The sequence below is a fragment of the Klebsiella sp. 141203 genome, from assembly GCF_032601985.1.
Taxonomy (GTDB): Bacteria; Pseudomonadota; Gammaproteobacteria; order Enterobacterales; family Enterobacteriaceae; genus Klebsiella; species Klebsiella aerogenes.
Window position 1 is genome coordinate 1 of record NZ_JAQIRL010000009.1, and the last position, 22,817, is coordinate 22,817.

20 protein-coding genes and 1 rRNA gene are annotated in these 22,817 nt (G+C 51.9%); 14 read left to right on the plus strand and 7 right to left on the minus strand.

What is annotated here, in order from left to right; all coding sequences use genetic code 11:
* A 5S ribosomal RNA gene (rrf, locus tag PGR29_RS25015) occupies nucleotides 1-83 on the plus strand; the annotation flags it as partial.
* A gap of 180 nt (nucleotides 84-263) precedes the next feature.
* Here the strand turns inward: rrf and mobB are convergent.
* Complete coding sequence (gene mobB, locus PGR29_RS23380; protein WP_271032444.1) at nucleotides 264-770, minus strand: molybdopterin-guanine dinucleotide biosynthesis protein MobB; 507 nt, start codon at nucleotides 768-770, stop codon at nucleotides 264-266.
* The gene (gene mobA, locus PGR29_RS23385; protein WP_063414128.1) at nucleotides 767-1,348 is read right to left on the minus strand and encodes a molybdenum cofactor guanylyltransferase MobA; all 582 of its coding nucleotides are present in this window, start codon (nucleotides 1,346-1,348) and stop codon (nucleotides 767-769) included. The genes mobB and mobA overlap by 4 nt, the downstream gene beginning before the upstream one ends.
* Nucleotides 1,349-1,419: 71 nt before the next feature.
* Here mobA and PGR29_RS23390 point away from each other — a divergent pair, with 71 nt between their 5' ends.
* From PGR29_RS23390 to dsbA, 3 genes are all read left to right on the plus strand, one after another.
* Complete coding sequence (locus PGR29_RS23390; RefSeq protein WP_015368982.1) at nucleotides 1,420-1,689, plus strand: YihD family protein; 270 nt, start codon at nucleotides 1,420-1,422, stop codon at nucleotides 1,687-1,689.
* Between the two features lie 75 nt (nucleotides 1,690-1,764).
* Nucleotides 1,765-2,751 carry a serine/threonine protein kinase gene (locus tag PGR29_RS23395; protein ID WP_316425447.1) on the plus strand — a complete coding sequence of 329 codons (987 nt, stop codon included), beginning with the start codon at nucleotides 1,765-1,767 and terminating at the stop codon, nucleotides 2,749-2,751.
* 26 nt (nucleotides 2,752-2,777) lie between these two features.
* Complete coding sequence (dsbA, locus tag PGR29_RS23400) at nucleotides 2,778-3,401, plus strand: thiol:disulfide interchange protein DsbA (RefSeq protein WP_045395245.1); 624 nt, start codon at nucleotides 2,778-2,780, stop codon at nucleotides 3,399-3,401.
* Between the two features lie 44 nt (nucleotides 3,402-3,445).
* Here dsbA and PGR29_RS23405 read toward each other — a convergent pair whose 3' ends face one another.
* Nucleotides 3,446-4,348: an acyltransferase gene (locus PGR29_RS23405; RefSeq protein ID WP_316425448.1), complete on the minus strand. Its 903-nt coding sequence runs from the start codon at nucleotides 4,346-4,348 to the stop codon at nucleotides 3,446-3,448.
* Nucleotides 4,349-4,744: 396 nt separating this feature from the next.
* Here PGR29_RS23405 and polA point away from each other — a divergent pair, with 396 nt between their 5' ends.
* The gene (polA, locus tag PGR29_RS23410) at nucleotides 4,745-7,525 is read left to right on the plus strand and encodes a DNA polymerase I (RefSeq protein ID WP_316425449.1); all 2,781 of its coding nucleotides are present in this window, start codon (nucleotides 4,745-4,747) and stop codon (nucleotides 7,523-7,525) included.
* A 347-nt stretch (nucleotides 7,526-7,872) separates the two neighbouring features.
* On the opposite strand, the gene yihA is transcribed toward polA, so the two are convergent.
* A complete protein-coding gene (yihA, locus tag PGR29_RS23415; protein WP_213794899.1) occupies nucleotides 7,873-8,505 on the minus strand; it encodes a ribosome biogenesis GTP-binding protein YihA/YsxC in 633 nt (210 codons plus the stop codon).
* A gap of 581 nt (nucleotides 8,506-9,086) precedes the next feature.
* Here yihA and yihI point away from each other — a divergent pair.
* Both yihI and hemN read left to right on the plus strand, forming a co-directional pair.
* On the plus strand, nucleotides 9,087-9,593 hold the full coding sequence (gene yihI / locus PGR29_RS23420) for a Der GTPase-activating protein YihI (RefSeq protein ID WP_113374883.1): 507 nt from the start codon (nucleotides 9,087-9,089) through the stop codon (nucleotides 9,591-9,593).
* Between the two features lie 188 nt (nucleotides 9,594-9,781).
* Nucleotides 9,782-11,155 (plus strand): oxygen-independent coproporphyrinogen III oxidase, encoded by a 1,374-nt coding sequence (gene hemN / locus PGR29_RS23425; RefSeq protein WP_087858754.1) that lies wholly within the window; start codon nucleotides 9,782-9,784, stop codon nucleotides 11,153-11,155.
* Nucleotides 11,156-11,209: 54 nt separating this feature from the next.
* Here the strand turns inward: hemN and glnG are convergent, their stop codons facing one another.
* The 3 genes from glnG to glnA all read right to left on the minus strand — a co-directional run bounded on the left by glnG (nucleotide 11,210) and on the right by glnA (nucleotide 15,275).
* Nucleotides 11,210-12,619, minus strand: coding sequence for a nitrogen regulation protein NR(I) (glnG, locus tag PGR29_RS23430; protein ID WP_087858753.1), 1,410 nt, complete (start codon nucleotides 12,617-12,619; stop codon nucleotides 11,210-11,212).
* Between the two features lie 8 nt (nucleotides 12,620-12,627).
* Nucleotides 12,628-13,677, minus strand: coding sequence for a nitrogen regulation protein NR(II) (gene glnL, locus PGR29_RS23435; RefSeq protein WP_015368972.1), 1,050 nt, complete (start codon nucleotides 13,675-13,677; stop codon nucleotides 12,628-12,630).
* A gap of 188 nt (nucleotides 13,678-13,865) precedes the next feature.
* The gene (glnA, locus tag PGR29_RS23440) at nucleotides 13,866-15,275 is read right to left on the minus strand and encodes a glutamate--ammonia ligase (protein WP_015368971.1); all 1,410 of its coding nucleotides are present in this window, start codon (nucleotides 15,273-15,275) and stop codon (nucleotides 13,866-13,868) included.
* Between the two features lie 376 nt (nucleotides 15,276-15,651).
* Between glnA and typA the strand changes: the two genes are divergently transcribed.
* The 7 genes from typA to dtd all read left to right on the plus strand — a co-directional run bounded on the left by typA (nucleotide 15,652) and on the right by dtd (nucleotide 22,776).
* A complete protein-coding gene (gene typA, locus PGR29_RS23445) occupies nucleotides 15,652-17,475 on the plus strand; it encodes a ribosome-dependent GTPase TypA (RefSeq protein WP_015368970.1) in 1,824 nt (607 codons plus the stop codon).
* Nucleotides 17,476-17,680: 205 nt separating this feature from the next.
* Nucleotides 17,681-18,391, plus strand: coding sequence for a GntR family transcriptional regulator (locus PGR29_RS23450; RefSeq protein WP_316425452.1), 711 nt, complete (start codon nucleotides 17,681-17,683; stop codon nucleotides 18,389-18,391).
* Between the two features lie 7 nt (nucleotides 18,392-18,398).
* Nucleotides 18,399-19,379: a sugar phosphate isomerase/epimerase family protein gene (locus PGR29_RS23455; protein WP_316425453.1), complete on the plus strand. Its 981-nt coding sequence runs from the start codon at nucleotides 18,399-18,401 to the stop codon at nucleotides 19,377-19,379.
* A gap of 97 nt (nucleotides 19,380-19,476) precedes the next feature.
* The gene (locus PGR29_RS23460) at nucleotides 19,477-20,736 is read left to right on the plus strand and encodes an MFS transporter (RefSeq protein WP_316425454.1); all 1,260 of its coding nucleotides are present in this window, start codon (nucleotides 19,477-19,479) and stop codon (nucleotides 20,734-20,736) included.
* Nucleotides 20,737-20,888: 152 nt separating this feature from the next.
* Nucleotides 20,889-21,488: a glucose-1-phosphatase gene (yihX, locus tag PGR29_RS23465; protein ID WP_316425455.1), complete on the plus strand. Its 600-nt coding sequence runs from the start codon at nucleotides 20,889-20,891 to the stop codon at nucleotides 21,486-21,488.
* Nucleotides 21,482-22,342 (plus strand): virulence factor BrkB family protein, encoded by an 861-nt coding sequence (locus PGR29_RS23470; protein ID WP_015368968.1) that lies wholly within the window; start codon nucleotides 21,482-21,484, stop codon nucleotides 22,340-22,342. Before yihX ends, PGR29_RS23470 begins: the two co-directional genes overlap by 7 nt.
* Complete coding sequence (gene dtd, locus PGR29_RS23475) at nucleotides 22,339-22,776, plus strand: D-aminoacyl-tRNA deacylase (protein WP_015368967.1); 438 nt, start codon at nucleotides 22,339-22,341, stop codon at nucleotides 22,774-22,776. The genes PGR29_RS23470 and dtd overlap by 4 nt, the downstream gene beginning before the upstream one ends.
* Nucleotides 22,777-22,817: the final 41 nt, after the last annotated feature.

Consider the following 22,817-nt stretch of genomic DNA (forward strand, 5'->3'; position numbering starts at 1 on the left):
CCCATGCCGAACTCAGAAGTGAAACGCCGTAGCGCCGATGGTAGTGTGGGGTCTCCCCATGTGAGAGTAGGGAACTGCCAGGCATCAAATAAAACAAAAGGCTCAGTCGGAAGACTGGGCCTTTTGTTTTTGTGTTTTGCGGCCAGACGCGCCGCCATTCCCCCGGTGGCGCTGCGCTTACCGGGGCTACAGACCGCGTAGCAACCCGTAGCCCGGGAAAGGCGCCTCGCACCGCCTCCGGGAAAATCCCACCTATATCACCGCTATTGCCTCTCTAACCAACTCTCAATAAACGTCGCGATCTGTGGAATATTATTTAAATCCAACAGCGGAAGTGACGTCGCGATGGGCACATCGCTGGCCACTGCTATCGTATGTTCATCAATCACTAACTCTTCTACACGATGTCCGCTGTTTTGCCGGAAAAGCAGGATCTTCGGTACAGGTTCATGCTTAAAACCCTCCACCAAAACGAAATCCAACTTTTCCGGATCCATTCTGCTTACCAGCCATTGAAGATCTAATTCGGGTTTATCAGGGGTTTCTGTCATCAGCGCCCAACGCTGCGCGCTTGCGACAATAGTTTGCGAAGCGCCAGCTTTGCGCAATTCGTAACTATCCTTGCCTGGCTTATCGACATCCATATCATGATGAGTGTGCTTAATCAGTCCCGGGCGTAATCCTTTGGCGCAGAGTTCAGGGATCAGGCGTTTTAATAGTGTTGTTTTCCCGGTACCGCTCCATGCGGCGATCGCCAGTAAGGGGATCATGATGGCTCCTGCATCTGCTGCAACTCATCCAACGTATTCACATTGATGAATGCTGATTTCACATCGCTGAAATTCACCGGGCGCCCACCCACCTGGCGCATAAAGACCATCACCCGGCGTTCTCCATGAGCAAGATAAGTCTCCAGTTCCGGTATGATTTGACGATGAACTAATGCAACGGCGGGATGATCGCGCTCGCCATCGTGTGCCCAAACCACCGGTGACGAGGCTTTCTGTTGTACAAAACGCTCGACCAGAAAAGAGGGGATGAACGGCGTGTCGCAGGGGCAAAAAACAAACCAGGGGCTATCTACCTGCTGCATAACGGCAAGCATTCCGGCCAGTGGACCTGGGTAATCATTCTGCGTATCGCGATATACCGGATATCCGCTGGCATGCCAGCGCTCAAGATGACGGTTAGCGCTAATCACTAACCTTGCTACCTGCGGCTCTAATGTATCCGCAACGTGACGCCAGAGAGGACGACCATTCAGCAGCTGCAATCCCTTATCAACACCGCCCATGCGCGTAGCTCTTCCACCCGCCAGCACGACGCCGGTTATTGCCTCGCTTTGCATATTAATATCGCCTCTTTCATTGTGGGATTGACCCTGTTAACTTGTCCCTATCAAGAGTAAGGAGCATGACTATGAAATGTAAACGCCTGAATGAAGTAATTGAGCTTCTCCAGCCTGCCTGGCAAAAAGAACCTGAGCTGAACCTGATGCAATTCTTGCAGAAACTGGCGGCTGAAGCAGGTTACAAAGGTGAACTGGCCGATCTTTCTGATGATATTCTGATTTATCACCTGAAGATGCGTGATTCATCGAAAGAGGCCGTCATCCCAGGTATACAGAAAGATTATGAAGAGGATTTCAAAACCGCACTACTACGTGCGCGCGGGGTTATTAAAGAGTAAAAGGTTGTAAGTGCTGCCGCGAAACCGGCTACGAGATGATATCCTGAAGCATTCGTACGATTATCGGATGTCAGGATGCACGATAAGGCTTTTACTTTTCAGACGCTTCACCCGGATACCATCATTGATGGATTATTCGATCTGGGAATGCGGGTCGACTCCGGTCTGACTCCGCTTAATAGCTATGAGAACCGTGTTTACCAGTTTCAGGACGAAGATCGCCGCCGCTACGTGGTGAAGTTCTATCGTCCTGAACGCTGGTCTGCAGAACAGATCCTCGAAGAACACCAGTTTGCGCTTCAGCTCGTAGAGGATGAAGTGCCCGTTGCCGCGCCGCTCTTATTTCACGACAGCACGCTACATCAACATCAGGGATTCTTCTTTGCCGTCTTCCCAAGCCTCGGCGGCCGCCAGTTCGAAGCAGATAATCTTGACCAAATAGAATGGGTCGGGCGCTATCTTGGCCGCCTGCACCAGACCGGTCGTAAGCAGCGTTTTAATGCGCGTCCGGAAATTGGCGTACAAGAATATCTGTTGGAACCACGCCAGGTATTTGAACAGGCGACGCTTATTCCATCTGGCCTGAAGGCTGATTTCCTGGGTGCGGCTGATAAACTCATCGATGCCGTCCGGTCGCAGTGGCACGGGCGTGCGGATACGCTTCGTCTGCATGGCGACTGCCACGCCGGCAATATCCTGTGGCGCGATGGGCCGCTGTTTGTTGATTTAGATGATGCCCGCACCGGCCCGGCAGTACAGGATCTCTGGATGCTGCTGAATGGCGGTAAAGCCGAACAGCGCATGCAGCTGGAGACCATCATTGAGGCCTATGAAGAATTCAGTCCCTTCAACACGGACGAAATCGCTCTCATCGAACCTTTACGCGCCATGCGTTTAGTTTATTATCTGGCGTGGCTGCTCAGGCGTTGGGACGATCCTGCTTTCCCTATAAATTTCCCATGGTTAACCGGGGAAGATTATTGGCGCGGGCAGACTGCAACATTTCTTGAGCAGGTGAAGGTTCTGCAGGAACCCCCTCTTCAGTTAACGCCAATGTATTAATGTGATATATCAGGAGAGAAATAATCATGAAAAAAATTTGGCTGGCGCTGGCTGGTATGATTCTGGCTTTCAGTGCATCCGCTGCCCAGATCACCGACGGCAAGCAGTACACCACCCTTGATAAGCCGGTTGCAGGCGAACCTCAGGTCCTTGAGTTCTTCTCATTCTACTGCCCGCACTGCTATCAGTTTGAAGAAGTGCTGCACGTTTCCGACAACGTACGTCAGAAACTGCCGGAAGGCACCAAAATGACCAAGTATCACGTTGAATTCCTGGGCCCGTTGGGTAAAGACCTGACCCAGGCGTGGGCTGTGGCGATCGCGCTGGGCGTTGAAGATAAAATTACCGCACCGATGTTTGAAGCGGTACAGAAAACTCAAACCGTTCAGTCCACTGCTGACATCCGTAAAGTCTTCGTTGATGCGGGCGTTAAAGGTGAAGATTACGACGCGGCATGGAACAGCTTTGTGGTGAAGTCTCTGGTCGCACAGCAAGAGAAAGCCGCAGCCGATTTACAGCTGCAGGGCGTTCCGGCGATGTTTGTTAATGGTAAATACCAGCTGAACCCGCAGGGTATGGATACCAGCAACATGGACGCGTTTGTTTCTCAGTACGCAGATACTGTGAAACAACTGGTTGAAAAGAAATAAAAAAAATGCCGGTCACTGACCGGCTTTTTTTATCGACTAAATAGTTACGACTTTTCGTTACCCTGCATAATGTCAGTGAGCTGACGATCTTTTTCTTCCCAAAGCCCATTCAGCCAGCGCTGGAAACCACGCTTAAAGTTTTTATCATTGACGTAATCACCGTGTAGTTCCTCGCCAATCGGCACCAGATTAATACGTACCACGATACGCGTCAGGCGACCGCTTAACATATCGTAAAACGGCCTGGTATTATTGTCCGGATAGCACAGCGTAACGTTCAGTAGCTTATCGAACTGTGCGCCGAGGACGTTTAACGCCATTGCTATGCCCGCAGCTTTAGGCGGCAGTAGGTTGTGGTAAGGCGAGCGCGTCTCGCGCTTCTTTTCTACGGTAAACCTTGAACCTTCAACGAAATTGACGATGGTTGTCGGATGAGAACGGAATTTTTCACATGAGCGGCGAGTCGTTTCGACGTCTTTACCGCGGCGTTCCGGGTGGCGCAGTAAGTAGCCGCGCGAATAGCGGCGCATAAAAGGCATATCAAGCGCCCAGCAGGCCAGGCCGATAAAGGGTACCCAGGCCAACTGCTGCTTGAGGAAGTATTTATTCATCGGGATATGCTTGCGAAACAGAACGCAGAGCACCACGATGTCCGCCCAGCTGTGATGGTTGCTGATAAGTAGATACCAGTTCTTTTTATTCAGCCCTTCCAGCCCCTGAATATCCCATTTCAACCATGGGTTGAGATGCAGCAGCAGCGCCAGCCCTTCGCACCAGCAATACATCATAAAATTGCAAAAAACGGAAATAGAACGCCAAACCGCCGGAATAGGTACCAGCAGTTTAATCAGTCCGGCGATGATAATCGGTACGGAACAGATAATGGTGACTAAGATGGTAAGGGCGATACTCAGCGGGAGTGTTATCGCAGCGAGTAATCTCGACATAGTTAGTTTATTCAGAAAGTTAGGCCGGCAAAGAACGTTCTTAAACCGCGCAAGGGGCTGATTTTACCAGAAAACGCGGCAAATAACGGGTCTTACCAGAACAGAAAAAAATGCGAATCTTATATCCACATGGAACATTGAGTCATCATGAAGCATATATAGACTTAGGTGTATGTTTAATACATTGATATATAATGATTTATAAGATTATTTGTCACATGGTTTAGGCTTTTTTGGCTGAGGCGATAAAACTATGCACAAAGTTATCCACAGATAATATTGTGCAGCGATTCACCTCTGCGATGAATCTTTTCGGCTAAATGCGGGAAAAATTCAGGATTTCATGCCCGTCTGTGGCATCCTTTACCCATAATCTGATAAACAGGCACGGAAATTATGGTTCAGATCCCAGAAAACCCTCTCATCCTCGTCGACGGCTCCTCTTACCTATACCGGGCTTACCACGCCTTCCCGCCGCTAACCAATAGCGCAGGGGAGCCTACCGGCGCAATGTACGGCGTGCTGAATATGCTGCGTAGCCTGATCCTGCAGTATCAGCCGACGCATGCCGTCGTGGTATTTGATGCCAAAGGGAAAACCTTCCGTGACGAATTGTTTGAGCACTACAAATCACATCGTCCGCCAATGCCGGACGATCTACGCGCGCAGATCGAACCGCTGCACAAGATGGTGAAGGCGATGGGCCTGCCGCTGATGGCGGTGCCTGGCGTTGAAGCGGATGACGTTATCGGCACGCTGGCCCGCGAAGCGGAAAAAGTGGGCCGTCCGGTACTGATTAGCACCGGTGATAAAGATATGGCGCAACTGGTGACGCCGGGCATTACCTTAATCAACACCATGACCAACACTATCCTCGGCCCGGAAGAGGTCGTGAATAAGTACGGTGTACCGCCGGAACTGATTATTGATTTCCTCGCGCTGATGGGCGACTCCTCAGATAACATACCTGGCGTTCCGGGCGTTGGGGAAAAAACGGCGCAGGCGCTACTGCAGGGATTGGGTGGTCTGGATACGCTCTATGCGGAACCAGAAAAAATCGCCGGGCTGACCTTCCGCGGCGCGAAAACGATGGCGGCGAAGCTGGAGCAGAACAAAGAGGTGGCCTACCTCTCTTATCAACTCGCCACAATAAAAACCGATGTGGAGCTGGATCTGGGTTGCGAAGAGCTGTTAGTTGCGCAGCCGGCGGCTGATGAACTGCTGGCGCTCTTTAAGCAATATGAATTCAAACGTTGGATCACCGATGTCGAATCCGGCAAATGGCTACAGGGGAAAGGCGCTAAACCAGCGGCGAAACCAGCTGAAGCCGCGGTGATTGTGGAAGAAGAGGTCGCCGCGACGCTCTCTGCTGAGCATTATGTGACAATCCTGGATGAAGCGACGTTGGTTGAATGGATTGCCAGATTGAAGAAAGCGCCGCTATTCGCTTTTGATACCGAAACGGATAGCCTCGATAACATTTCCGCCAATATGGTGGGTCTGTCATTCGCGATTGAGCCTGGCGTCGCGGCTTATGTGCCGGTGGCCCATGATTATCTCGACGCGCCGGACCAGATCCCACGTGAACGCGTGCTGGAGCTGCTCAAGCCGCTGCTGGAAGATGACAAGGTGCTAAAAGTAGGGCAAAACCTGAAGTACGATCGCGGCATCCTGGCCAACTATGACATTGAACTGCGTGGTATTGCCTTCGACACCATGCTGGAATCCTACACCCTCGATAGCGTCGCGGGTCGACATGATATGGATAGCCTGTCCGATCGCTGGTTGAAACACAAAACCATCACCTTTGAAGAGATTGCCGGTAAGGGGAAAAATCAGCTCACCTTTAATCAGATCGCGCTGGAAGAGGCCGGGCGTTACGCCGCGGAGGATGCTGACGTGACGCTGCAACTGCATCTGAAGATGTGGCCGCAACTGCAGCAGCATGAAGGTCCGCTGAATATCTTTAAAAATATCGAGATGCCGCTGGTGCCGGTGCTGTCGCGGGTTGAGCGCAACGGCGTGAAAATCGATCCGGCGGTGCTTCACGCGCATTCGCAGGAGATCGCTAAGCGTCTGGTTGAACTGGAACAACGCGCCCATGAAATTGCCGGTGAGGAGTTCAACCTCTCTTCTACCAAACAGTTGCAAACTATCCTGTTTGAAAAGCAGGGCATCAAGCCGCTGAAGAAAACGCCTGGCGGTGCGCCGTCGACTTCTGAAGAGGTGCTGGAGGAACTGGCGCTGGATTACCCGCTGCCGAAGGTGATCCTCGAGTATCGTGGGCTGGCGAAGCTTAAATCGACCTATACCGATAAGCTGCCGCTGATGATTAACCCGAAAACCGGTCGTGTTCATACTTCGTATCATCAGGCGGTGACGGCGACCGGGCGTCTCTCTTCGACCGATCCTAACCTGCAGAATATTCCGGTACGTAATGACGAAGGTCGTCGTATTCGTCAGGCGTTTATTGCGCCTCAGGACTATCTGATTGTGTCTGCCGACTATTCGCAGATTGAGCTGCGCATCATGGCGCACCTGTCGCGCGATGAGGGGCTGCTGAAGGCGTTTGCGGAAGGTAAGGATATTCACCGCGCCACCGCGGCAGAGGTATTTGGCTTACCGTTAGAAAGCGTCAGTAATGAACAGCGCCGTAGCGCGAAGGCGATTAACTTCGGCCTGATTTACGGTATGAGCGCATTTGGTCTGGCGCGTCAGCTGAATATCCCGCGTAAAGAAGCGCAGAAGTACATGGATCTCTATTTCGAGCGCTATCCGGGCGTACTGGACTATATGGAACGTACCCGCGCGCAGGCGAAAGAGCAGGGCTATGTTGAAACGCTGGAAGGGCGTCGTCTGTATCTGCCGGATATCAAATCCAGCAATGGCGCCCGCCGCGCGGGCGCGGAACGAGCGGCTATCAACGCCCCGATGCAGGGAACGGCGGCGGATATTATTAAGCGGGCGATGATTGCCGTTGATGACTGGCTGCTGAGCGAAAAACCGCGCGTGCGGATGATCATGCAGGTGCACGATGAACTGGTGTTTGAAGTGCACAAAGACGATCTGGACAGCGTATCGAAGAAGGTGCATGAGCTGATGGAAAACAGCACCACGCTGGCAGTGCCGTTATTGGTGGAAGTCGGTAGCGGTGAAAACTGGGATCAAGCGCACTAAGTGGGCAATCTGTAAGGCTCTTTTTTGTAAGTTAGCAACATAACTTATAGATTTTTGTGATGGTCATTTGAATTTGTTATGTAAATAGTGAAAAAAAACTACAAAAAGTGCTTTATCCATAACCGAAAGAAGAGTAAAGTTATTCGCGTAGGGTACAGAGGTAAGATGTTCTATCTTTCAGACCTTTTACTTCACGTAATCGGATTTGGCTGAATATTTTAGCCGCCCCGGTCATTTATGACCGGGGCGTTTTTTATTGCGCGAAAGAAAAGTTTTACGCGCTGACAACAGCGTAAAATGAACGTCCGGATAGGGCGCTGGGCGCCATTATCCGGAAAAAGCGGGGGTTACTCTACGTCTTCGGCGGCTTCTTGTGGCGGGATTTCGTTAAACCAGCTATCCAGCTTCTGACGCAATTTATCCACGCCAGTTTTTTTCAGCGAAGAGAAAGGCTCAACCTGGATATCGCCATTGAAGGCCAGTACCGCTTCACGCACCATATTGACCTGCGCTTTACGCGCGCCGCTGGCGAGCTTATCGGCTTTGGTTAGCAGGACCAGCACCTGAATATCGCTTTCTACCGCCCATTCGATCATTTGCTGATCGAGATCTTTCAGCGGATGACGGATATCCATCAATACCACCAGGCCTTTCAGGCACAGACGTTTTTCAAGATACTCACCCAGCGCCTTCTGCCATTTAATTTTCATCTCTTCCGGCACCTGCGCATAGCCATACCCCGGCAAGTCGACCAGGCGTTTACCTTCCGCGACTTCAAACAGGTTGATAAGCTGGGTACGACCCGGCGTTTTTGACGTACGCGCCAGGCTTTTCTGGTTAGTCAGCGTATTAAGGGCGCTGGATTTGCCCGCATTTGAGCGGCCAGCGAATGCCACTTCGATTCCGGTATCGGATGGAAGATGGCGGATATCAGGCGCGCTCGTGACAAAATGCGTCTGTTGATAATTCCAGTTGGTCAAGACTGTCGTCTCCGTAAAATCAGGCTATGGCGGGGATTATACCTGAAAGGGAGAAAAAGACTGTTTTTACCGCACGTCGGCGTTGTAAGTAAAAACCATGCGGTTTGTGAGACATTGTCCATAAGGACTATACGAAATTTGTGAGAAAAACCTGACGCCAAATTCATTGATTATCGTTAAATCATGCTGTTACAGGAAATTCTATATCCTTAAGCTGGCTTTTCATCCTACAGGTGGTTGTCGATTTTCGGCAAAGCGGTAAAGTAGTGGGCAAAGGCGAGGATGCCGGAGGATTACGACTCAGGACGAGGGGTCAGGAGCGCCAGGAGGCGAAGACCAGGATTGTCAGGATGACAAACGTCTGGAGACGTTTTAAAAGGGAAAGGGACAGAACAAGGACCGTTGGAAGCTAAGGGAAAGACAGGGTAAGTCGATAGCTGACATGGAAAGTGGAAACCCGTTAAGGGTTGTGAGTGCGGAAAAAGGCGACAGATTAATCTGTCGCCTTTTTTCTTTGCTTGCTTTCTGCTAGATTCCGCCTCAATTCTATACTGAAGAAAACTGTCTGAAGATCACACATCATGAAAAAACCGGCATCCGCATCGCGCGGTAAAGCACGTGGTAAGTCGCGTGAAGAGTTGAACCAGGAAGCACGCGACCGTAAACGTCAGAAAAAACACCGCGGCCATGCCGCAGGCAGCCGCGCCAGCGGCGGCGATGCTGCTTCAGCAGGCAAAGGCCGCAGCCAGCAGCTGGACCCACGCATTGGCAGCAAAAAACCGATCCCGCTGGGCGTGACTGAAAGCACCCCGGCCGTTAAGCAGCACAAACCAAAGAGCGAGAAACCTATGCTTTCACCGCAGGCTGAGCTGGATTTGCTGGAGAATGATGAGCGCCTGGACGCGCTGCTGGAACGTCTGGAAGAGGGCGGTACCCTGAATGCTGAAGAGCAGGCCTGGGTCGATGCTAAACTGGATCGTATTGACGCGCTGATGCAGCAGCTTGGCCTCTCCTATGATGACGACGAGGACGAGGAAGAAGAAGAGCGTCAGGAAGATATGATGCGTCTGCTGAAGGGTGGAAACTAACGTTTGCATCCCATCGGATTCCCGGTCCTGCTTATAACCCTTCTGGTTATATGTTATCTGCTGTGGTTATTCGTTAAACTAAGACGGTTGTCGCGGCGTCAAAAATGGCTGCGCAACCGGCTCATGACCCGAGGTGCGGTTGGGCCGGCACGGCGTACCCGTCGGCGGCATCATCGGAAGGAGTGAGCATGTCTGAGCAGTTAATCGACTGGGATCTGGCCCTTATCCAGAAATATAACTATTCCGGGCCGCGATATACCTCGTATCCCACCGCGCTGGAGTTTTCTCCGGCGTTCGGCGCTGCTGATTTTGCCGCCGCCGTCGCCCGTTACCCGCAGCGCCCGCTGTCGCTGTACGTCCATATCCCGTTCTGCCATAAGCTCTGCTATTTTTGCGGCTGTAATAAGATTGTCACCCGTCAGCAGCATAAGGCTGACCAGTATCTTGATGTCCTTGAGCAGGAAATTATTCACCGCGCGCCACTTTTTGCCGGCCGTCAGGTTAGCCAACTGCACTGGGGCGGCGGTACGCCGACCTATCTCAACAAAGCGCAAATCAGCCGCTTGATGAATCTGCTGCGTGGCCACTTCAGCTTTAACGCCGATGCGGAAATCTCCATCGAAGTCGATCCGCGTGAAATCGAACTGGATGTACTGGATCATTTACGATCCGCAGGGTTCAACCGTTTGAGCATGGGGGTGCAGGATTTCAATAAAGAAGTACAGCGCCTGGTGAACCGTGAACAAGATGAAGAATTCATCTTTGCGCTGCTGCGTCATGCGCGTGAGATTGGCTTCACATCGACCAACATCGATTTGATTTACGGTCTGCCGAAGCAAACGCCGGAAAGCTTTGCCTTCACGCTGCAGAAAGTCGCTGAACTGAATCCGGACCGTCTGAGCGTATTTAACTACGCGCATCTGCCCACGTTATTTGCTGCGCAGCGCAAAATTAAAGACGCGGATTTACCGAGCGCAGAGCAGAAACTGGATATCCTGCAGGAAACCATCGCTTCGCTTACCGACGCTGGCTATCAGTTTATCGGTATGGATCACTTTGCCCGGCCGGACGATGAACTCGCAATTGCCCAGCGCGAAGGCGTGCTGCACCGCAACTTCCAGGGGTACACCACCCAGGGCGATACCGACCTGCTCGGAATGGGCGTGTCGGCGATCAGTATGATTGGCGACTGCTATGCGCAGAACCAGAAAGAGCTGAAACAGTATTATCAGCAGGTCGATGAAAGCGGCACCGCGCTGTGGCGGGGTATTGCGTTAACCCGCGATGATTGTATCCGCCGGGATATCATTAAGGCCCTGATTTGCAACTTCCGTCTTGAGTTCTCGGCGGTTGAAACGCAGTGGGATCTTATCTTCAACGATTACTTTGCCGAAGATATGAAATTGCTGGCGCCGCTGGCGAAAGACGGGCTGGTGGATGTGGATGAAAAAGGAATACAGGTTACGGCAAAAGGCCGTCTGTTGATTCGTAATATCTGTATGTGCTTCGATGCCTATCTGCGGCAGAAAGCGCGCCTGCAGCAGTTCTCTCGCGTTATTTAAGCGAATCCCGGTGAGCCAGCTCACCGGGCGTTCATTTCACCGCTGAGTCCGGTGTTATTCCATTCCCAGCTCTTTTAGCTTCCGCGTTAACGTATTTCGCCCCCATCCTAGCAGACGAGCGGCTTCCTGCTTATGCCCTTGCGTATGGCGCAGCGCGGTGGTGAGCAGTGCACGCTCCATCTCCGGCTGCGCTTCTGATAGCAGGTTTTGATGACCGGAACGCAGGGCGCGGTCGGCCCATTGCCCCAGCAGCGTCGCCCAGCTATCCGGTTGGAGTTGCGTTGGGCTATCGGGAATCGACGTTTCGAACAGCTCGGACGGCAGATCCTGGGTCAGTACCTCCTGGCCTGCTGCCATCACCGTTAGCCAGCGACAGGTGTTCTCCAGCTGTCGCACGTTACCGGGCCAGGCCAGTCGCGTCAGCGCCGCTTCCGTTTCCGGATGCAATTGCTTGGCTTCGACGCCCAGTTCACGGGCGGCAATCTGCAGGAAGTGGCGCGCCAGGCGCGGAATATCTTCCCGGCGTTCGCGCAGCGGCGGCAAATGCACGCGAATCACGTTCAGGCGATGGAACAAATCTTCACGGAACTTTCCTTCCTGCACGCGTAGCTCAAGGTTCTGGTGAGTCGCGGCAATAATCCGCACATCGACTTTCACCGGCGCATAGCCGCCAACGCGATAAAATTGGCCGTCAGCCAGCACGCGCAGCAGTCGCGTCTGAACATCCAGCGGCATATCGCCAATTTCATCAAGGAATAGCGTACCGCCATCGGCCTGCTCAAAACGCCCCTGACGGACGGTATTGGCGCCGGTAAAAGCCCCTTTTTCATGGCCGAACAGTTCCGATTCAATTAAATCTTTCGGAATGGCCGCCATGTTAAGGGCGATAAACGGCGATTTGGCGCGTGGACTGTGGCGATGCAGCGCGTGGGCGACCAGCTCTTTACCGGTACCTGATTCGCCGTTGATCAGTACGCTGATTGAGGAGCGTGACAGGCGGCCAATGATGCGAAACACATCCTGCATCGCCGGCGCTTCGCCAATAATATCGGCCGTCGGGCTGCTGACCGGCGTATTACGCGGCTGCTGCTGCTCCTGATAATGGCTAATCGCACGGTCAACCAGCGCTACAGCCTCATCAATATCAAAAGGTTTCGGCAGGTAATCAAAGGCCCCCTGCTGATAGGCGCTGACGGCGGCATCGAGATCCGAGTGCGCGGTCATAATGATGACCGGAAGCATCGGATGGCGTTGTTTAATCTGCTTTAACAGCGCCAGGCCGTCCATCCCAGGCATGCGAATGTCGGAAAGTAAAACGTCCGGCGTTTTGGTAGTGAGGGCATCAAGCACCTCATTGCCGCTCTCAAACGTGGTGCAGCTTAAACCCGCTCCGGTGAGTGCGCGTTCAAGCACCCAACGGATGGAGCTATCGTCATCGACTACCCAGGCTATCCCTCGTTGCATAAACACCTCTATTTCCGAATAGGCAGGTATACCGAGAACTCGGTATGGCCAGGCCAACTGGTAAATTCAATTTTGCCGGAGTGCTGATCGATAAGACTGCGGGCGATGGAAAGCCCAAGACCGGTGCCGCCTTCGCGGCCGCTAACCATGGGGTAAAACAGCGTATCCTGCAGATGGGGCGGGATACCGGGCCCGTTATCTTCCACGTCGATACGCGCCGCCAGACGGTAACGTACGCCGTGGAGCGTGAGCTGAAAGGCGGTACGGGTGCGCAGGATGATTTCGCCGCCTTCGGGCCCCAGGGCCTGCAGCGCGTTGCGCACGATATTCAGCAACACTTGCTCGATTTGTTCCGGGTCGTGGGCCAGCTCAGGCAGGCTCGGGTCGTAATCACGGATCAGTTTGACGTTATCCGGCAACTCCATGGAGACCAGCGCCACCACGCGCTCCGCGACTTTATGAATGCTTTCTGTGATGTGCATACCGGGATGCTGCGGCCCCAGCAGGCGATCGACCAGGTTACGTAACCTGTCTGCCTGTTCAATAATCACCTGGGTATATTCCATCAGCGCGGGATCCGGTAGCGCTTTACTCAATAGCTGTGCCGCGCCGCGCAGGCCGCCGAGCGGGTTTTTAATCTCATGCGCCAGACCGCGCACTAAATCGCGCGCCGCCACCTGCTGAGCATGCTGCAGCTGTTCCTGGCTCAAACGTCGCTGATTATCCATCGGCGACATCTCAAGCAGGATATAGCCTTCAGGCAGGCGCTGAGCGGTGAGGGAGAGAATGTGCGAGCGGCCGTCAATCACCAGCGTCACTTCATTATCCGTGAAGCCCTGACCCGCCTGCAGGCTCTCCTGCATCAGGCCAATGTTTAACGAAAAGTAGCTCAGCAATTCTGGCAGCGGTGTACCGAATAATTTACGCGAACTTTGCGCCAGCAACTGCTGGGCAGCCGGGTTGGCATAATGCACCGCGAGGTCGTCATCGACTAATAAAATGCTGTGGATCAGCGAGTTGAGGATCTGCCCAGCATCGGGCTGTGTGCCTGTTGCCATCTGACAGTCTCCTGAAATGGTTGCACTATTTTAGTGCAGTATAGCTTTTTATTGGTAAAAAGCGCGAGAGATCAGCGTGTTGCTGGTGAAAAAAGCCCATCCTGAGATGGGCTGAAAGTTTCCACGGCAACAAAACATCCCTGGTGTCCCGTGCCACAACACGGGAACACCATGGATTTACAGCAAAATCAGACGCTGTAGTACAGTTCGAACTCAACCGGGTGCGGAGTCATACGTACGCGGTCGTTTTCTTCAATGCGCAGGGCGATGTAAGCATCGATAGCTTCGTCAGTGAAGACGCCGCCTGCGGTCAGGAACTCGCGGTCTGCGTCCAGAGCCTGCAGGGCTTCTTCCAGAGAACCTGCAACCTGCGGGATTTCTTTCGCTTCTTCCGGCGGCAGATCGTACAGGTTTTTGTCCATCGCATCGCCAGGGTGAATTTTGTTTTTAATACCGTCCAGGCCGGCCATCAGCAGCGCGGCGAAGCACAGGTATGGGTTAGCAGCCGGGTCCGGGAAGCGCACTTCGATACGACGCGCTTTCGGCGAGGCAACCACCGGAATACGGATGGAAGCAGAGCGGTTACGGGCGGAGTAAGCCAGCATGACCGGCGCTTCGTAACCCGGGACCAGACGCTTGTAGGAGTTAGTGGTCGGGTTCGCCAGGGCGTTGATCGCTTTAGCGTGCTTGATAACGCCGCCGATGTAGTGCAGCGCTTGCTCAGACAGGCCCGCGTATTTGTCGCCGGAGAACAGGTTTACGCCGTTCTTGGACAGGGACATGTGGCAGTGCATGCCGGAACCGTTATCGCCAAACATCGGTTTTGGCATGAAGGTCGCGGTTTTACCGAAACGGTGAGCGACGTTGTGTACAACATATTTGTAGATCTGAATTTCGTCCGCTTTTTTGGTCATGGTGTTGAAGCGGGTAGCGATTTCGTTCTGACCTGCAGTTGCCACTTCGTGGTGGTGAGCTTCAACAACCAGGCCCATCTCTTCCATGATCATACACATGGTAGAACGGATGTCCTGAGAGGAGTCTACCGGCGGAACCGGGAAGTAACCGCCTTTCACGCCCGGACGGTGGCCTTTGTTGCCGCCTTCGTATTTGGTAGAAGAGTTCCATGCGCCTTCGATATCGTCAATGGCCACGTGGGAACCAGAGATGGATGCGCCAAAGCGGATGTCGTCGAACAGGAAGAATTCTGGTTCCGGCCCGAACAGCACGGTGTCGGCGATGCCGGTGGCGCGCAGGTACTCTTCAGCGCGCTTGGCGATAGAGCGCGGGTCGCGGTCGTAACCCTGCAGGGTGCCTGGTTCCAGGATATCGCAGCGGATGATCAGCGTCGGTTCTTCATAGAACGGGTCGATCAGCGCCGTGGTGGCATCCGGCATCAGGACCATGTCGGATTCGTTAATACCTTTCCAACCGCCAATCGAGGAGCCATCAAACATTTTGCCTTCTTCAAAGAATTCGGCATTTACCTGATGGGAAGGAATCGTGACGTGCTGTTCTTTACCTTTGGTATCGGTGAAGCGCAGATCGACAAACTTCACTTCGTGCTCGTTCAGCATCGTCAAAACGTGTTCAGCGGACATACTTAAACTCTCCCGGATTGGTCATTGTCGTCGTGGTAACGAACTTCTTACTGCTTAAAAGTGGCGTTGTTGCCTTAAAAAATATAAAGCGAAATCTGTGCCAACTTTTAAAAGTACGGTAAAACGCTGTATCATGCGCACCATAGTGCAAAAGGACTGCACCATGATGGAGATAATGCACCAAAATAGTGCTTCAATGTGAACGTTGAGCACCATTTTGGTGCAATTTTTATTACGGTGCCCTTTTATCGCTCCGTGAAAGCGGTCACAAACAAACTCTGCAATACTTGTTTGCGGAGGATCTTTGTGATCCTGTTCAGTCCTTCGCTTAATACGTGTACAATAACGCGCTATTTCTAATGCCTGAGGCAAAGTTGTGATCGAAAATCTGCGTAATATCGCCATCATCGCGCACGTCGACCATGGTAAAACTACCCTGGTTGATAAGCTGCTACAGCAATCCGGTACGTTCGACGCACGTACTGAAGCACAAGAACGTGTGATGGACTCCAACGATTTGGAGAAAGAGCGTGGGATTACCATCCTCGCTAAAAACACTGCAATCAAATGGAATGATTACCGTATCAACATCGTTGATACCCCAGGGCACGCCGACTTCGGAGGTGAAGTTGAGCGTGTTATGTCCATGGTTGACTCTGTGCTGCTGGTGGTTGATGCCTTTGACGGCCCGATGCCGCAGACGCGCTTTGTTACCAAAAAAGCGTTTGCTCACGGTCTGAAGCCGATCGTGGTCATCAACAAAGTTGACCGCCCGGGCGCGCGTCCGGATTGGGTTGTCGACCAGGTATTCGACCTGTTCGTTAACCTCGACGCGACCGACGAACAGCTGGACTTCCCGATCGTTTACGCTTCCGCGCTGAACGGTATCGCGGGTCTGGACCACGAAGACATGGCTGAAGACATGACCCCGCTGTACCAGGCGATTGTTGACCGTGTACCGGCGCCGGACGTTGACCTTGACGGTCCGCTGCAGATGCAAATCTCCCAGCTCGACTACAACAACTACGTTGGCGTAATCGGCATTGGTCGCATCAAGCGCGGTAAAGTGAAGCCGAACCAGCAGATCACTATCATCGATAGCGAAGGGAAAACCCGCAACGGTAAAGTCGGTAAAGTACTGACTCACCTGGGTCTCGAGCGTATCGAGAGCGACGTAGCCGAAGCTGGCGACATCATCGCGATCACCGGTCTGGGCGAACTGAACATCTCCGACACCATCTGCGACCCGCAGAACGTCGAAGCGCTGCCGGCACTGTCTGTTGATGAGCCGACCGTATCTATGTTCTTCAACGTCAACACCTCTCCGTTCTGCGGTAAAGAAGGTAAGTTTGTTACCTCTCGCCAGATCCTGGACCGTCTGAACAAAGAGCTGGTGCACAACGTTGCGCTGCGCGTCGAAGAAACCGAAGACGCCGATGCGTTCCGCGTTTCTGGCCGTGGCGAACTGCACCTGTCCGTTCTGATTGAAAACATGCGTCGTGAAGGTTTCGAGATGGCGGTTTCCCGTCCGAAAGTTATCTTCCGCGAAATCGATGGCCGTAAACAAGAGCCATTCGAAAACGTAACGCTGGACGTCGAAGAGCAGCACCAGGGGTCTGTCATGCAGGCGCTGGGCGAGCGTAAAGGCGACCTGAAAAACATGAATCCAGACGGTAAAGGCCGCGTACGTCTCGACTACGTGATCCCAAGCCGTGGTCTGATCGGCTTCCGTTCAGAGTTCATGACCATGACTTCTGGTACCGGTCTGCTGTACTCCACCTTCAGCCACTACGACGACGTTCGTCCGGGCGAAGTGGGCCAGCGTAACAACGGCGTACTGATCTCTAACGGTCAGGGTAAAGCGGTTGCGTTCGCACTGTTCGGCCTGCAGGATCGCGGTAAGCTGTTCCTCGGCCACGGCGCTGAAGTTTACGAAGGTCAGATTATCGGTATTCACAGCCGTTCTAATGACCTGACGGTAAACTGCCTGACCGGTAAGAAACTGACCAACATGCGTGCGTCCGGTACTGACGAAGCAACGGTTCTGGTTCCGCCGGTTAAGATGACCCTGGAGCAGGCTCTGGAGTTCATCGATGACGACGAACTGGTAGAAGTTACTCCGACGTCTATCCGTATCCGTAAACGTCACCTGACCGAGAACGATCGTAAACGCGCTATGCGCGGTGCAAAAGAAGAGTAATTACCCTTCTTGCTACCCTTCAAACCTCGCCTCTCCGGCGGGGTTTTTTTATGCCTGTTCCTCATGCTTATCACCTGGGCGGCGCCAGTGTCGCTCCGGGAGAGAGCTCGGTCACAATTATTCTTAAAGCTTGCGACAGCAATTGCTTTCTTTTTTTGCTCAAGAGTAAGATGAGTTATCTGGTTTAAACCAAATGGATTAAACAATGACGAATAACCCATCCACTGTGGAAAATGCGAAAGAGAAACTGGACCTGTGGTTAAAGCAGGGGCTGACGGTATCGGGTGGAAAATTGCCGTCCGAGCGCGAGCTGGGCGAGTTGCTCGGTATCAAGCGTATGACCCTGCGCCAGGCGCTGCTCAGCCTGGAGGCGGAATCAAGAATATTTCGTAAAGACCGTAAAGGCTGGTTTGTCGCCCAGCCGCGTTTTAACTATAGCCCGGAGCTTTCCGCCAGCTTTCAGCGGGCAGCGATTGAACAGGGCAGAGAACCGTCGTGGGGTTTTATCGAAAAGGTACGGACGAAGGAGTATCCCGACGTCGCAGAAGCTCTTGTGGCCACCTGTCCTGCGCATGATTTATATCTGATAACCGGCTGGGGGGCATTAGAAGGACATAAAGTTTTTTATCATGAAACGTTTATCAACCCGAATGTTGCGCCAGAGTTTATTACCAGGCTAAAGAACCAATCTTTTTCTTCCGTTTGGGAGAAGAATTATCATAAAAATGTTGTTATTAAAAAATTAGCCTTCAGGCCAGTAAGAATGCCCGGCGATGTAAGTAAATTCATTGGCGGCTCTGCTGGTATGCCCGCTATTCTGATAGAAAAACATCGTGCCGATAGTGCAGGTAATATCGTGCAAATAGATCTCGAGTATTGGCGATTTGAGGCTGTGGATCTCTTTATTAACTTGTAGGTATTTTATGCTCACTAAAGATAACGCTGAGAAGATCCTTTCTCGCATTGATAATATTCCTCTTTATCTTCATGCTTATGCATATCACCTGAATATGCGGCTGGAGAGAATTTTACCGGCTGATTTACTGAAAATTGCGAATAGCCATCATTTAAAAGGTGTGAAAATTCATGTCCTCGATGGCGAGCGTTACTCTCTTAGCTGTATGGATAATATGCAATTGGCCGCTTTTGGCGAGCAGGCAAAAGCGTTACGGTTGGATATCCATATAGAAACCAGCGCCTCCGATAAAGAGACCATCGATCAAACCGTCGCTATCGCATTAAAGACCGGGGCAACCTCCGTTCGTTTTTATCCTCGTTACGAAGGGCCTTTACAAGAAGTTTTAGCAAGAATTACGGCTGATATTCAATATATTAAAGAGACATATAGTCAATCTGGACTCACTTTTACCATTGAACAACATGAAGATTTAAAAAGCGCCGAGTTGGTCAATCTGATTAAACAAAGCGAGATGCCGTCGCTATCGCTGCTTTTTGATTTTGCCAATATGATCAATGCCAATGAACGACCGCTTGAGGCGTTGGCAGTGATGTCACCCTATGTCACTCAGGTTCACATTAAAGATGCCTGTATCATTGCGGAAAACGGTGGGCTTGGGCACCGGGCCTGTAACTCAGGTCTGGGTGATATGCCGTTTAAGGCGCTGCTGACTGAGTTAATTTGTCTGGGCCAGGAGCAACCACAGGTGATGGCGTACGGACTGGAAGAAGAAGTTGATTATTACGCGCCACCTTTCCGCTTTGCGACTGAAGGCGATAACCCGTGGATCCCGTGGCGACAAATGAGCGAAACGCCTCTGCCTGACACAACGCAACTCGAAGCCCGGCTGGATAAAGAAAAACAGGATGCGATCGCCCAGTTAAATTTTGTCATGGACACTTTACGCGATATAAAAAATGATGCACTGAAAGTTCTTGCACGCTAACTTTTAATTACATTTGGTATTTATGATCGCTATTTTTTAGAATGGCGAAATGTTCCATGTCCTTAAATAAAATGATGTTAAGTCATCAGGGGATCTTATGCTCACAAGAAAGAAATGGGCTATATTTAGCCTGTTAACGCTTTGTGGTGGTACCATTTATAAACTGCCTTCATTAAAAGACGCATTTTATATACCGATGCAGGATTATTTTCATTTGACCAACGGTCAGATTGGTAATGCCATGTCGGTAAACTCAGTAGTGACAACCATCGGCTTTTTCTTGTCAATTTACTTTGCCGATAAACTACCGCGTCGCTATACCATGTCATTTTCATTGATAGCGACGGGATTATTAGGTATCTATCTGACGACGATGCCCGGCTATTGGGGCATTCTATTTGTCTGGGCATTATTTGGCGTGACCTGCGACATGATGAACTGGCCGGTATTGTTAAAATCGGTGAGTCGGTTGGGGAATAGCGAACAGCAGGGGCGTTTATTTGGCTTCTTCGAAACGGGGCGCGGAATTGTCGATACCGTTATCGCATTTTCCGCATTAGCTATTTTCACCTGGTTTGGCAGTGGCTTACTGGGTTTTAAAGCCGGGATTTGGTTCTATGCCATTATTGTCATTGTTGTAGGCGTCTTGCTGTTTTTCATGCTTAAGCAGAAGGATGAGCCGACACCCGCCGCTGATGAAGGCGCCACCAGGCAACAAACCAGCATCTCTTCGGTGCTGAAAGACAAAACTATCTGGCTGATTGCCTTCAATGTGTTTTTTGTTTACGCCGTTTACTGTGGACTCACCTTCTTTATCCCGTTCCTGAAGAACATCTACATGCTGCCGGTAGCCCTGGTTGGCGCCTACGGCATTATTAACCAGTACTGTTTAAAAATGATCGGTGGTCCAATTGGCGGTTTAATTGCCGATAAGATCCTCAAATCGCCAAGTAAATATCTCTTTTATACCTTCTGTATCAGTACGATGGCTTTAGTCGCGTTAATTCTGTTACCGCACGAAAGTATGCCGGTCTATCTGGGTATGGTGTGTACTCTCGGGTTCGGCGCAATTGTTTTTACGCAACGAGCCGTGTTTTTTGCCCCGATTGGGGAAGCGAAAATCGCTGAAAACCAGACGGGCGCGGCGATGGCGCTGGGGAGCTTCATTGGCTATGCACCGGCGATGTTTTGCTACAGCCTGTACGGCTACATTCTCGATCTCAATCCGGGTCTGGTGGGGTACAAGATAGTCTTTGGCATCATGGCCTGCTTCGCTTGCGCCGGCGCGTTCGTTTCGGTGATGCTGGTTAAACGCATCAACCGCAGAAAGAATATGTTGGAAACCGCATTGGTCTGATTTTAAGGGATCTGCCATTTCACCAAAGCCGCAGATATGCGGCTTTGGTCGTTTTTGCGCCTGAGATGTCTTGAATCGTTTCCGGTTTGTTCATAGTCAAACCTCTGCTTTCCCGCTACAGTTAATCTTCAACGGCGCGGAAGGAGACAAAAATGCTCTATATCTTTGATTTAGGTAATGTGATTGTCGACATTGACTTCAACCGGGTGCTCGGAACGTGGAGCGATTTGACCCGCATCCCGCTGGCGACGCTAAAGCAAGACTTTGTTATGGGCGATGTCTTCCACCAGCATGAACGCGGGGAGATCAGCGATGAAGAGTTTGCCGCCGCGATGTGCCACGAAATGAACATGCCGCTGAGCTATGAACAGTTTGCCCACGGTTGGCAGGCCGTTTTTGTCGCCTTGCGTCCAGAAGTCACCGACATTATGCAAAAACTTCGCGACCAGGGGCACCGCGTGGTCGTACTCTCGAACACCAACCGATTACATACCACTTTCTGGCCAAGCGAATATCCACAAGTACGTGCTGCCGCAGATCATGTGTATCTTTCGCAAGAAATGGGGATGCGCAAACCCGAAACGCGTATCTACCAAAGCGTGCTGCAGGCGGAAGGATTTTCGCCGCAAGACGCGGTCTTTTTCGACGATAACGCCGATAATATAGCTGGGGCTAACCAGTTGGGGATCACCAGTATTCTGGTCACGGATAAGGAGACCATCCCCAACTACTTTGCGAAGCAGCTATGCTAAAAAGCGTTCATCAAAAAACCAAATACCATACCAGGCCGCTGGTGGCCTGGCTTAAGCTGCTGTGGCGGCGAATTGAAGAAGACAACATGACGACGTTGGCGGGGAATCTGGCCTACGTGTCTTTACTTGCGCTGGTACCGCTGATCGCCGTGGTTTTTGCCCTGTTTGCCGCCTTTCCGATGTTCTCCGACGTCAGCGTGCAGATCCGCCATTTTATCTTTGCCAACTTCATTCCGGCGACCGGGGATGTCATTCAGGGATATATCGAACAGTTTGTGGCGAACTCCAGCAGGATGACGGCCGTCGGCGCCTTTGGGTTAATTGTCACCTCATTACTGCTGATGTATTCGATTGATAGCGCGCTGAACACCATCTGGCGCAGCAGTCGGACGCGGCCAAAAATCTATTCATTTGCGGTCTATTGGATGATCCTGACTCTCGGGCCGCTGTTGGCCGGCGCCAGTCTGGCAATCAGTTCCTATCTTCTCTCACTACGCTGGGCCAGCGATCTCAATAGCGTCATTGATGATGTACTCCGTATATTCCCGCTAATCTTATCGTGGGCGGCGTTCTGGATGCTTTATAGCATTGTGCCCACCACCCAGGTACGCAATCGCGATGCGGTAATCGGCTCGCTGGTGGCGGCACTGCTTTTTGAAGCCGGTAAAAAGGCTTTTGCTTTATATATCACCATGTTTCCGTCATACCAGCTGATTTATGGCGTGATTGCGGTAGTACCCATTTTGTTTGTCTGGGTTTACTGGACCTGGTGTATCGTCTTGCTTGGCGCTGAAATAACTGTCACTCTCGGTGAATACCGCAAACTCAAAAAAGAAGAAACAGAACAACCATGATTGCATTAATTCAACGCGTATCCCGTGCAAGCGTTACCGTGGAGGGTGAAGTGACGGGTGAAATCGGTCCGGGATTGCTGGTGCTGCTGGGCGTCGAGAAAGACGATGACGAACAGAAGGCCAATCGTCTGTGTGAACGGGTGCTCGGCTATCGCATTTTCAGCGACGCCGAAGGCAAAATGAATCTTAATGTCCAGCAGGCGGGCGGCAGCGTGCTGGTGGTTTCGCAATTTACGCTGGCGGCCGATACCGAGCGCGGCATGCGCCCGAGTTTTTCCAAAGGCGCGGCGCCGGACAGAGCGGAAGCGCTGTATGAATACTTTGTTGAGCGCTGCCGTCAGCAAGAGATGAATACTCAGACCGGGAGATTCGCTGCGGATATGCAGGTCTCGCTGGTAAACGATGGTCCCGTGACCTTTTGGTTGCAGGTATGAGTCAGCTTCCGGGCAGGCTGCGGGTAACAAAAGAGAGTACA

Bases quoted from the DNA above. Each gene is read 5' to 3' on its own strand.
- yihX (WP_316425455.1), top strand. From the start codon at position 20,889: ATGCTCTATATCTTTGATTTAGGTAATGTGATTGTCGACATTGACTTC.
- PGR29_RS23450 (WP_316425452.1), top strand. From the start codon at position 17,681: ATGACGAATAACCCATCCACTGTGGAAAATGCGAAAGAGAAACTGGAC.
- dtd (WP_015368967.1), top strand. From the start codon at position 22,339: ATGATTGCATTAATTCAACGCGTATCCCGTGCAAGCGTTACCGTGGAG.
- glnL (WP_015368972.1), bottom strand. From the start codon at position 13,677: ATGGCAACAGGCACACAGCCCGATGCTGGGCAGATCCTCAACTCGCTG.
- PGR29_RS23390 (WP_015368982.1), top strand. From the start codon at position 1,420: ATGAAATGTAAACGCCTGAATGAAGTAATTGAGCTTCTCCAGCCTGCC.
- PGR29_RS23455 (WP_316425453.1), top strand. From the start codon at position 18,399: ATGCTCACTAAAGATAACGCTGAGAAGATCCTTTCTCGCATTGATAAT.
- hemN (WP_087858754.1), top strand. From the start codon at position 9,782: ATGTCTGAGCAGTTAATCGACTGGGATCTGGCCCTTATCCAGAAATAT.
- PGR29_RS23395 (WP_316425447.1), top strand. From the start codon at position 1,765: ATGCACGATAAGGCTTTTACTTTTCAGACGCTTCACCCGGATACCATC.
- yihI (WP_113374883.1), top strand. From the start codon at position 9,087: ATGAAAAAACCGGCATCCGCATCGCGCGGTAAAGCACGTGGTAAGTCG.
- glnG (WP_087858753.1), bottom strand. From the start codon at position 12,619: ATGCAACGAGGGATAGCCTGGGTAGTCGATGACGATAGCTCCATCCGT.
- PGR29_RS23470 (WP_015368968.1), top strand. From the start codon at position 21,482: ATGCTAAAAAGCGTTCATCAAAAAACCAAATACCATACCAGGCCGCTG.
- PGR29_RS23405 (WP_316425448.1), bottom strand. From the start codon at position 4,348: ATGTCGAGATTACTCGCTGCGATAACACTCCCGCTGAGTATCGCCCTT.
- PGR29_RS23460 (WP_316425454.1), top strand. From the start codon at position 19,477: ATGCTCACAAGAAAGAAATGGGCTATATTTAGCCTGTTAACGCTTTGT.
- mobA (WP_063414128.1), bottom strand. From the start codon at position 1,348: ATGCAAAGCGAGGCAATAACCGGCGTCGTGCTGGCGGGTGGAAGAGCT.
- mobB (WP_271032444.1), bottom strand. From the start codon at position 770: ATGATCCCCTTACTGGCGATCGCCGCATGGAGCGGTACCGGGAAAACA.
- dsbA (WP_045395245.1), top strand. From the start codon at position 2,778: ATGAAAAAAATTTGGCTGGCGCTGGCTGGTATGATTCTGGCTTTCAGT.
- polA (WP_316425449.1), top strand. From the start codon at position 4,745: ATGGTTCAGATCCCAGAAAACCCTCTCATCCTCGTCGACGGCTCCTCT.
- glnA (WP_015368971.1), bottom strand. From the start codon at position 15,275: ATGTCCGCTGAACACGTTTTGACGATGCTGAACGAGCACGAAGTGAAG.